The organism is Lactococcus sp. UBA7128 (assembly GCF_002492185.1).
GTDB lineage: Bacteria > Bacillota > Bacilli > Lactobacillales > Streptococcaceae > Lactococcus > Lactococcus muris.
In genome coordinates this window covers 49,224-58,579 of record NZ_DKXK01000023.1, presented here as the reverse complement: position 1 = coordinate 58,579, position 9,356 = coordinate 49,224, and the positions used below count along the sequence as shown (strand labels likewise).

Below are 9,356 nucleotides of genomic sequence, written 5' to 3'. Positions count from 1 at the left end.
ATTAAGAATTATTTATAACCAAGTTTTAAAAATTTTATACTGAATTGCTATTAAGTTTTCAAAATACAAAAAATGCTTAACCCGATGTATAAGAACACTGGTTAAGCGTTTTTGTATTTTGGATGAAATCAGTCAAATTTCTTCCTCTGTTCTAAGTTCTATTTTTTAACCTCGTTTGCGTTAGAGAAGAGGTCATTTAAGGCTTCACTCATCGTTGGGTGTGTAAAGATATGATCTCTTATCATAGTATAGGGCAACTTGGCCTTCATTGCAAGAGACAGAATATTAATCACTTCATGTGAATCTTCAGCATAGAGCGTTGCCCCTAAAATTTCCTCTGTTTCTGGGTCAACAAGTGCCTTGAGTAAACCTTTACTTTGCTTGAGTACAGCTGATTTAGGAATAGCTGTAGCTTCTAAACGGAAAAGACGATAATTTTTTCTTTGAGCTTGAGCCTCAGTTTCTGTCAAACCGACATTAGAGAGTGTTGGGGTGATAAAAACACTGCTTGCTAGCTCTCCCCGATTATCCAAAGTTCGTCCCTTATCGCCATAAAGTTGACTTTCAATAATTCTGTAGTCGTCTAATGACGTATAGGTGAACTGTGGTCCGCCGTGTACATCTCCGAGAGCCCAAATATTTTTGGCAGAAGTTTCCAGCTTTTCATTCACTAAGATATGTCCGTCTTCTCCTATTTTTACAGAAGTATTTTCCAGTCCTAAACCAGAGATATTTGGCTTACGACCAGTGGCTAATAAAATCTTATCTGCTTCAACTTCTTCTGCTTGACCATCAAACGTGATATTCAAGATACTCTTCTCATCACGGTCAAAAACACCATTAATTTCGTAGCCGAGCTTGAAAACCGCTCCTGCTTCTTCTAAATCTTTTTTCACACGTGCTGCGATATCTCGATCTTGACGTGGTAAAAAAGTGCGATGAGAATCAATGACAGTTACCCTAGAGCCATAAGACAGGAACATTGAAGCGAATTCAAGACCAATGTAGCCTGAGCCAATGATGACGAGATGATCTGGACGTTTTTGCAAGTCCATCAACCCTGTGGAGGTTACAAGATTTTTGCATTCTGACATGCCAAGAATTGAAGGCAAAATTGCGCGTGCTCCTGTATTTATAAAAATACGCTCAGCCTCCACAAGCATGGCAGGTTGACCCTCTCGAGAGACTTCCACCTCATGATCCGATAAAAATCGAGCCTTACCATCTATAACCGTTGCTGTAGGCTCATCTGCAATCATGTGATAATTTTTGCTATTTAATTTTTCGACAAGATTGACTTTTTGAAGTGCTGCATCCGCAAAATTCTCACCTTTTTGGCCATTGACGATTAGAGACTTTGAAGGGATACAGCCAATATTAATACATGTTCCACCGTACATGCGTGGAGATTGCTCTACTATTGCAACTGCTTCCCCTTTTCTGGCTAAAGATTTCGCAAGCGTTTTCCCTGCTTTCCCAAAACCAATGATAAGATTTTTAACTACTTTTCTTTCCATACTATAACTTTCCCCTATAATCCACGATAAGTAAATTGTGACTTAAATATTCACCCTCTGTTTTCAAAGCTATAAGATTATAACTGCCCTCAACCTTAGCATATAGGTCTTGGCTTCCCCAGAACATCTCGCCCCATTTTTTAAAATAAATGGGACCAAACTCAGAGTCCAAATGTGCATCAAACACCTCAGGAAGTTTACCCTTGTCTATGGCGAGGAGTCGATAGCGTGAAATACCACCTGCACATGCATCTACTGACTCGTTTTTTTCACTCAACTCATGGTCAAAATCTAATACAAAATCTGCATTTTCGAATTTCATCAATCTTTCGCCTACTTCTTTATCGAATATAAATTTCATGTTTTCTGCCTCCTATCATTTAAACAAGTGACTTGATTTCCTTTCTTAATTTATCTATTCCCTTTTCAAAAACCGCCCAGTCCTGTGTAAGTTTAAGCAGTAGATGGTTGCCTTGAATGCTTGAAATGATATGCTGCGCTTGAATTTGGGCTTTTTCTTGACTCCAACCCGTAATTTCAATAATTCGTGCTTGAACCAATTGCGTCCAGCTTTTCATAAGTTGACACAACAACTCACGAAAATCCTCATCCTCGCCCGCACCAAGTTCAACAACAAGATTTCCTACGGCACAGCCATAATGCTTTATTTCGTCTTTATGCATCCGAATTTCCCAATCCAGCATAGCAAGTAGGGCCTCTTCTGGATTTTTCATTTTACGTAAGAGAGGCTCAAAACATTGTCTCTCCCATTCCGAACTGTGCGCACGAATCACCTCGAGGCAGATTTCCTTTTTAGATAGGAAATAATGATAAAGTTGCCCTTTCCCAGTACCGGAATCTTCCAAAATATCTCGGATAGAAGTTGAAGCATACCCTTTCTGACAGAAAAGTTTCTTACTGCTCTCTATGATTTTATCTTTTGCTTCCGACACTTTACACCTCCAATCATTTTACCTACCGCTTGGTACAGTATTAATATAACACACCATAGAGTGTGCTGACAAGAAATTGAACTTGAAATTTCAGATTCAGGATAATCATAAGAGGATATTAGAAGGGCAATCATCAAAAAAGAATTTAAAAAAACCATTCACAAAGGACTCCGAACAGTCACTTTGAATGGTTCATTTCTTTATTTGTTTTTAAATCACTCCAAAAAGAATAAAGATGATAACAAGAACTCCTAGAGCTATACGGTACCAACCAAAAACTTGGAAATCGTGGCGCTTGATATAACTCATCAAGAATTTAATAACAAAGACTGATACGATATAAGCCACAGCCATACCTACGATAAGTGCGATTACTTCTGACAGACTAAAGTGAAGTCCGAACTTCAAAAGCTTGAAAGCTGAGGCACCAAGCATTGTTGGAACAGCTAGAAAGAACGTAAACTCTGCAGCGACAACACGTGACACACCAATCAACAAAGCACCGACAATAGTCGCACCGGAGCGTGATGTACCAGGAATCATTGAGAGAACTTGAAACATCCCGATAATTAGTGCAGCTTGATACGTAAGTCCCTTGATACTGGTGATTTTAGGCTGACGTGTTTTATTCCAACGTTCGACCACAATAAAGGCAATACCGTAAATGATGAGCATGATAGCAATCGTTAATGGTGTACCAAAATTTTCTTCTAAAAAATCGTTGAGAAAGAGACCGAATACAGCTGTGGGGAGAAAAGCTACGATAACTTTAAGCCACATATTAAAGACAGATCTTTTGATACGTACCCCTTTGCCTTCAATGTTAACAAATGGATTCATCTTTGACCAAAACTCTACGATAACAGCAATAATCGCTCCTAACTGAATAACAACGAAAAACATATCTTTAAAAGCCTGAGTCATATCTGTATGAATAAAGGCATCAACTAGAAGCATATGTCCTGTACTTGATATGGGTAGCCATTCCGTAATCCCCTCAACAATGCCAAGGAAGATGATTTTCAAAAGTTCAATAAAATTTAAGTCCATTTTTCTTATATCCTATTCGTTAATATGGTAAAGCTATTATTTTCAGCAGGCAAAGTTTCAACTTACATTCTTCGACCAGCACTTGAACCATTTTACCAAAATTAAGGCGTAAATTGAAGTGACAGGAAAAAGCACTCCCTTACAATTGAGGGAATGCTTTGTTATTTTTCTTGAGCTTTTTCATACTTCAGCCCCATTGCATTGATTGAAACAACGACTGTTGAGATACTCATTAACACGGCCGCTGCTAAAGGATTGATTGAAATCCCAAATGTAGGATAGAAAATGCCAGCAGCAACAGGAATAGCGACAATATTGTAGCCAGCACCAAACCAAAGGTTCTGTTTCATTTTACGGTTAGATCGTTTAGAAATTTCAATCAGGGCTAAGACATCACTAGGATTTGAGTTCACCAAGACAACATCCGCTGTGTTAATCGCCACAGAAGTTCCACCGCCAATAGCAATCCCAAGATTACTTGTTGCCAGTGCTGGAGAATCATTAACCCCATCTCCAATAAAGAGGACATTGCCTTTTTCTTGATACGTTTTGACAATCCTTGCTTTATCTTCTGGTTTTAACTCAGCATAAAACTCTGTCATGTCTAAATTTTTAGCAATTTTTGCAGCTGTAGCCTTATTATCACCAGTCAACATGATGGGTAAGATACCGCGTTTTTTCAGTTCTGCAATGAAAAATGCTGCATCCTCCTTTAGCGAATCGCCTAAAGCCACAAAACCATGAATTTTCCTGTCAGATATCAAGAAAGATACAGTCAGCCCCTGAGCAAGAACTTTTTGAATTTCGTCTTGGTCAACTGCAATAGAGTGCTCTTGAAGGTAGGCGTAAGATACAACACTATAGTTTTTGCCCTGTACACTTCCTTCCAAACCCACACCAGGAATACTTTCTATATTTCTTGCTTCGAGTTGTAAATCTTCCACTGCATGAACAATCGAAAGGGCAATTGGATGAGTAGAGCCGTTTTCTAAAGCTGCCATCACCTGCAAAATATCAATGTCTTCTTCGTCGTCGACTTTTACAACTTGACGCACAGTAAATTTTCCGTCCGTTAAAGTACCAGTCTTGTCCATCAAGGCATACTTTACCTTATGGATTGACTCCAAAGCAGTTCTGTTTTGAATGAGTAGACCATTTTTAGCTGAAATATTGGTCAAACGTGCCACAACGAGAGGGACAGCTAATCCTAAAGCATGAGGACAAGCAATCACAAAGACGGATACAGCGGTCATTAAAGCGAAGCTAAGTGTGGAAGTCATTGTCCAGATGATGAAAGAAGCAATACCTACGATTAAAGCTGTCCAGAAGAGCCAACCTGCGACTTTATCGGCTAGATTTTCACTGGCAGACTTTTGCTTTTGGGCTTTTTCGACCAGTTGGGCAATTTGTGAAAGGAGAGAATCCTTGCCTAGAGAAGTAACTTTCATTTCGAAGGGAAGGTTTTGATTCAGAGAACCGCCGTAAACAACATCTCCCTTTTCTTTTGGTACAAGACGAGATTCACCTGTAATCATCGACTCATCTACAGATAAGTGAACTGCTTCTGACATCACGATACCATCCGCTGGAATTCGCTCATTTTCCTTAACTAAAAGAACATCGTCTACTTTGAGCTCAGATATGGCTACGTCTTTTCCGTCTTTCAAGTGCGCTTTTTTAGGAATAAGCGATGCCAAGTCCTTGAGAGCATCACCTGCACGGTGAACAGCTCTCATCTCAATGATATGCCCAGCCAACATGATGACGATAAGGGTTGACAGTTCAAACCAGAAATCCATAGCTTCCCCACCAGCCCACACCACGACCGTAGCATAGACAGAGTACAGATAGGCAACAACAATTCCCATAGTGATGAGCATCATCATCGCAGGTTTTTTAGCCTGCAATTCTCCACGCGCACCACTAAAGAAAGGTGTGCCACCGTAAAAGAAAATAATTGAACCCAGTATCAACCTAATAAGCGAGTCCCCTGAAAAATGGAACAATTGAAATCCAGCAATGCTTGAAATAGCAAGCAGTGGAAACATCAAAGCAATACTGACTTTCAGCTTCTTGCTCATATTACCCATGTGCATCATGTGTCCACCGTGGTTCATCATATCATGCTCACCGTGATGTTCCATTTCTTCCCTATCATGTTTCATATGTTCAATGTGTCTATTATCCATGTTAACCTCCCTAAATGTTCAGTTTTTTGAACACTCTTCATCTATAGTTTACGCGCATAAACTTATAAAGTCAAGTAAACTGAATTTTCTAAGAAGTTAAAAAGAACTTAATTTGTTTGAACAACTATCAGTCTAAAATTGTAAATCCTAGAGCTTTAATGTCTTTATTGAAAGTCTGAACTGTTTCGAGTGAGAGTGTGTTCAAATCTTTATGATACATTGAAAGCTTATTCAAAAGAGCAGGAGGGACAGTAATTATATCGACACCAAGATCTTGTGCTTGCACAATATTCAGCACTTCACGTGTCGAGGCCCATAAAAGTTTTACTCCTTCTTTTCGGTGACAGATTTCTACTGACTTTTTCACAAATGGTTCTGGATGGACACCGGTATCTGCTATGCGCCCAGCAAATACCGAAACAATGCTCTCAACTCCTGTAGTAAGTGCATCTACAGTATCCTGAACTTGTTTTTCCGTCATCAAGGCTGTGATGTTCAACTTTAAGCCTAAATCTGACAATTTTTTGATTAAGGGAATGCTTGACTCACCACGTGTGTTCATGATTGGAATTTTCACAAAAACATTATTCCCTAGAGCAGCAAGCTTTAATGCCTCTTTTTCCATTGTTGCAAAGTCATCCCCAAAGACTTCAAAGCTAATAGGCATCCCTTCTATTTTTCCCAGAGCTTCTTGGACAAAAGACATATAATCTGTAACTCCTGCCTGCTTCATGAGTGAGGGATTTGTTGTAAATCCTGAGATGAGTCCAGCTTCTTTCATTGCAATCATATCAGAAATTACTGCACCGTCAGAATAGATTTCAATATTAAATTTCATAGAATTTCCTTTCGTTTTGCTTACTTTTGGCCATAATAAGCAGCAGAACCATGCTTGCGAAGGTAGTGCTTATCCAGCAGATATGTTGGTGCTTCTTCTGCTTTAGGATTGAGTTGTTCAGTTAATCTGGCCATCCTCGCAACTTCCTCCAAGACCACACTGTGATAGACTGCCTCTTCTGGTGTTTTCCCCCATGTGAAAGGTCCATGATGACGCACGAGAACACCTGGAACTACCTTATAACTACTGCTTCTTTCCCTAAGGGTTTCGATAATCACCGTTCCCGTTTTTCTTTCGTAATCGGAGTGAATTTCCCCTGCTGTGAGCGAACGGACAACTGGAATTCCTCCATAAAAATAATCTGCGTGGGTTGTCCCATAAAATGGAATATCCCGCCCTGCTTGGGCCCAACCGACAGCTTCTGTTGAATGTGTATGAACCACTCCCCCAATCTCTGGATAAGCTTTATAAAGCTCTAAATGTGTCATCAAGTCAGAAGAAGGGTTGAGTTCTCCTTCGATAACTTTACCCTCTAAATCCGTGATGACCATATTGTCCGGTCTAAGATTATGATATTCAACACCGCTAGGTTTAATGACAACATAACCAAGTTCCCGGTCTATAGCAGAAACATTTCCCCATGTGAACTTTACTAGTCCATATTCTGGAAGTGAGACATTCGCTGCATAGACACGCTTTCTAAGCTCTTCTAATATCATTTATTTAAGCCCTGCTTTCTCAATCAATGGATAAAGGAAGGTTTGAGCTTCTCGGATTGCAGCTCTTGTTTCCTCTACTGTATCACAGTTTTCAGACCACATTTCGATTAAAAATGGGCCTTGATAATTTGTTTCTTTTAAAATATTGAACATTATTTCCCAATCTACGCTCCCTTTTCCAAAAGGAACATCCCGAAACTGCCCTTTCGAATGCTCTGTTACAGCATATGTATCTTTTAAATGAAGCCCTGCAATTGAGAGATGGCCAAGAAAGAGTTCACTGTAAATATCATTATGCCATGCGAAAATATTTCCTGTATCTGGATAGACAAAAAGATAGGGTGAAGCAACTTCCTTCTCAATGGTCAGGTATTTTTGAACGGAGTTGATAAAGGGATCATCCATTGTTTCAACCGCCAAGATAACTTGGGTCTGCTCTGCCCAGTTACACACCTTTCGCAAATTTTTGATATACCGTGCTCTTGTTTCAGTAGATTTTTCTTCATAATAGACATCATATCCTGCGACTTGAATAACACGGATACCTAAATCTTGAGCTAGTTCAATGCATTGTTCCATAATTTTTAACGACTTTGCCTCAGTCTCAGGATTGTTTGACCCTAAGGGAAAACGGCGGTGGGCAGAAAAACAAAGGCTTTGAATACGAATACCCGTTTCGTAAATTGCTTGGACAACTTCCAAGCGTTCTTCTTTTGTCCAGTTTAGCCGAGCCAAGCGCGAGTCGTCCTCGTCGACTGACATTTCAACAAAGTCAAAGCCCAGTTCTTTTGCAAACGCTAATCGCTCCTTCCAAGAAAAATGCCTTGGCATTGCTTTTTCGTAAATTCCAATAGGTCGAGTCATAATTACCCCCAAATCCGTAAAATTTCAGCTTTGAACTCCTGTGCAGCTTCTGCAGGCTTTGGTGCCTCAGTAATGCCACGCCCCACAATAAATGTAAAAATATCTAGTCCTCTAAAAAGTTCTAAGTTTTCGGTATCCAGACCACCAGTGACTGAAACGCGGAAACCCATATTTATCAGCTTTTTGATCTTATCAAGATCTTTTTCACTCCAAGTCTTCCCTTCCAGAAGAGCATCACGTGATTGATGGTAGATGACTTGGGAAATTCCTGCATCAAGCCAAGTCTTTGCTTGCTCATATGTCCAATCACCATAAAGTTCTACCTGAATCTCACCATTTTTATCATTTATTTCTTGAATTGCTTTCCGAGCGGCCTTCATCGTTGGAAGAGTTGCAGAGCAGATACAAGTCATCCAATTCGCTCCACATAGCGCATTGTTTTTAGCCACAGTTCCTCCTGCATCAGCACATTTGGTATCAGCAACAAGCGTTTTATCAGGGAAAAGACCACGGAGTATCTCTACCAGTTGACTCCCCACCTGTAACAGGCAAACTGTACCCGCTTCGATTATATCGACTTCATGTCCAACGGATACAGCAGCTTTAAGCGCACTATGCAGCTCTGAGTGATCCAGAGCTACTTGTAAATTAGGGCGTCTTTTATTCATTTTCATCATCCTTCTTGGTTTAGACTCTATTATGTTCCACGAAATTTTTATTAAAAAGCTTCTTTTACATTTCCCTGTCTAGATTTAATTCCTCAAGAAAAGGGTTGCTTTTAGACTCTTCTAGCATCTTAAAGATTTCCTCTTTGTGTTTGGCAGCTACAAGCCTTTCAATTGAATTTTCAAGTTCAAACAATGCCACAATTTGTGGGATTGCCACGGAGGTATGGATCTCAGAGCTGATAGCTGCTAAAGTTAACAAAACGCTTACCTCTTTACCATCTGAGAAAGTTACAGGCTCAGTCAAGCTGATAAGGGAAAAAGCAGTTCTGTTTACCCCTGCTTCCGGCCGTGCATGAGGCATTGCCATACCGGGCATAAGGATATAGTATGGTCCATATTTTTCAGTTAATTCCAAAATTGCATGATAATACGCTTCCGTTACTGCACCGCTATCAATAAGAGGTTTAACGGATAGTTTTATCGCCTCTGACCAGTTTTGAGCTCTTAAGCCCAGACAAATAGAATCATTTTCCTTTAGGCTCTGCATCAAATTCATCT

The 9,356-nt window shown here is 39.9% G+C and carries 10 protein-coding genes; all 10 read right to left on the bottom strand.

Annotation, left to right across the window (positions count from 1 at the left end; all coding sequences use genetic code 11):
* Positions 1 to 158: 158 nt before the first annotated feature.
* On the bottom strand, positions 159 to 1,517 hold the full coding sequence (locus tag B4H39_RS03175; protein ID WP_251420621.1) for an FAD-dependent oxidoreductase: 1,359 nt from the start codon (positions 1,515 to 1,517) through the stop codon (positions 159 to 161).
* 1 nt (position 1,518) lies between these two features.
* A complete protein-coding gene (locus tag B4H39_RS03170) occupies positions 1,519 to 1,878 on the bottom strand; it encodes an iron-sulfur cluster biosynthesis family protein (protein WP_251420619.1) in 360 nt (119 codons plus the stop codon).
* Positions 1,879 to 1,897: 19 nt separating this feature from the next.
* A complete protein-coding gene (locus B4H39_RS03165; protein ID WP_286927491.1) occupies positions 1,898 to 2,470 on the bottom strand; it encodes a TetR/AcrR family transcriptional regulator in 573 nt (190 codons plus the stop codon).
* A gap of 210 nt (positions 2,471 to 2,680) precedes the next feature.
* Entirely contained in the window at positions 2,681 to 3,520 is an 840-nt protein-coding gene (locus tag B4H39_RS03160) for an undecaprenyl-diphosphate phosphatase (protein ID WP_202229541.1), read from the bottom strand.
* Between the two features lie 161 nt (positions 3,521 to 3,681).
* The gene (locus tag B4H39_RS03155; RefSeq protein ID WP_251420615.1) at positions 3,682 to 5,709 is read right to left on the bottom strand and encodes a copper-translocating P-type ATPase; all 2,028 of its coding nucleotides are present in this window, start codon (positions 5,707 to 5,709) and stop codon (positions 3,682 to 3,684) included.
* 127 nt (positions 5,710 to 5,836) lie between these two features.
* Positions 5,837 to 6,547, bottom strand: coding sequence for a transaldolase (locus B4H39_RS03150; RefSeq protein ID WP_202229537.1), 711 nt, complete (start codon positions 6,545 to 6,547; stop codon positions 5,837 to 5,839).
* Positions 6,548 to 6,567: 20 nt separating this feature from the next.
* Positions 6,568 to 7,266, bottom strand: a complete 699-nt coding sequence (locus tag B4H39_RS03145) for an L-ribulose-5-phosphate 4-epimerase (RefSeq protein WP_251420613.1) — start codon at positions 7,264 to 7,266, stop codon at positions 6,568 to 6,570.
* Positions 7,267 to 8,130, bottom strand: a complete 864-nt coding sequence (locus tag B4H39_RS03140) for an L-ribulose-5-phosphate 3-epimerase (RefSeq protein WP_251420612.1) — start codon at positions 8,128 to 8,130, stop codon at positions 7,267 to 7,269.
* A gap of 2 nt (positions 8,131 to 8,132) precedes the next feature.
* Positions 8,133 to 8,798: a 3-keto-L-gulonate-6-phosphate decarboxylase UlaD gene (locus B4H39_RS03135; protein WP_251420610.1), complete on the bottom strand. Its 666-nt coding sequence runs from the start codon at positions 8,796 to 8,798 to the stop codon at positions 8,133 to 8,135.
* A 64-nt stretch (positions 8,799 to 8,862) separates the two neighbouring features.
* Positions 8,863 to 9,354 carry a PTS sugar transporter subunit IIA gene (locus B4H39_RS03130; RefSeq protein ID WP_251420608.1) on the bottom strand — a complete coding sequence of 164 codons (492 nt, stop codon included), beginning with the start codon at positions 9,352 to 9,354 and terminating at the stop codon, positions 8,863 to 8,865.
* Positions 9,355 to 9,356: the final 2 nt, after the last annotated feature.

Coding starts and splice junctions, on each gene's coding strand:
- B4H39_RS03175 (WP_251420621.1), bottom strand. CDS start 1,517: ATGGAAAGAAAAGTAGTTAAAAATCTTATCATTGGTTTTGGGAAAGCA.
- B4H39_RS03170 (WP_251420619.1), bottom strand. CDS start 1,878: ATGAAATTTATATTCGATAAAGAAGTAGGCGAAAGATTGATGAAATTC.
- B4H39_RS03160 (WP_202229541.1), bottom strand. CDS start 3,520: ATGGACTTAAATTTTATTGAACTTTTGAAAATCATCTTCCTTGGCATT.
- B4H39_RS03155 (WP_251420615.1), bottom strand. CDS start 5,709: ATGGATAATAGACACATTGAACATATGAAACATGATAGGGAAGAAATG.
- B4H39_RS03150 (WP_202229537.1), bottom strand. CDS start 6,547: ATGAAATTTAATATTGAAATCTATTCTGACGGTGCAGTAATTTCTGAT.
- B4H39_RS03145 (WP_251420613.1), bottom strand. CDS start 7,266: ATGATATTAGAAGAGCTTAGAAAGCGTGTCTATGCAGCGAATGTCTCA.
- B4H39_RS03140 (WP_251420612.1), bottom strand. CDS start 8,130: ATGACTCGACCTATTGGAATTTACGAAAAAGCAATGCCAAGGCATTTT.
- B4H39_RS03135 (WP_251420610.1), bottom strand. CDS start 8,798: ATGAATAAAAGACGCCCTAATTTACAAGTAGCTCTGGATCACTCAGAG.
- B4H39_RS03130 (WP_251420608.1), bottom strand. CDS start 9,354: ATGAATTTGATGCAGAGCCTAAAGGAAAATGATTCTATTTGTCTGGGC.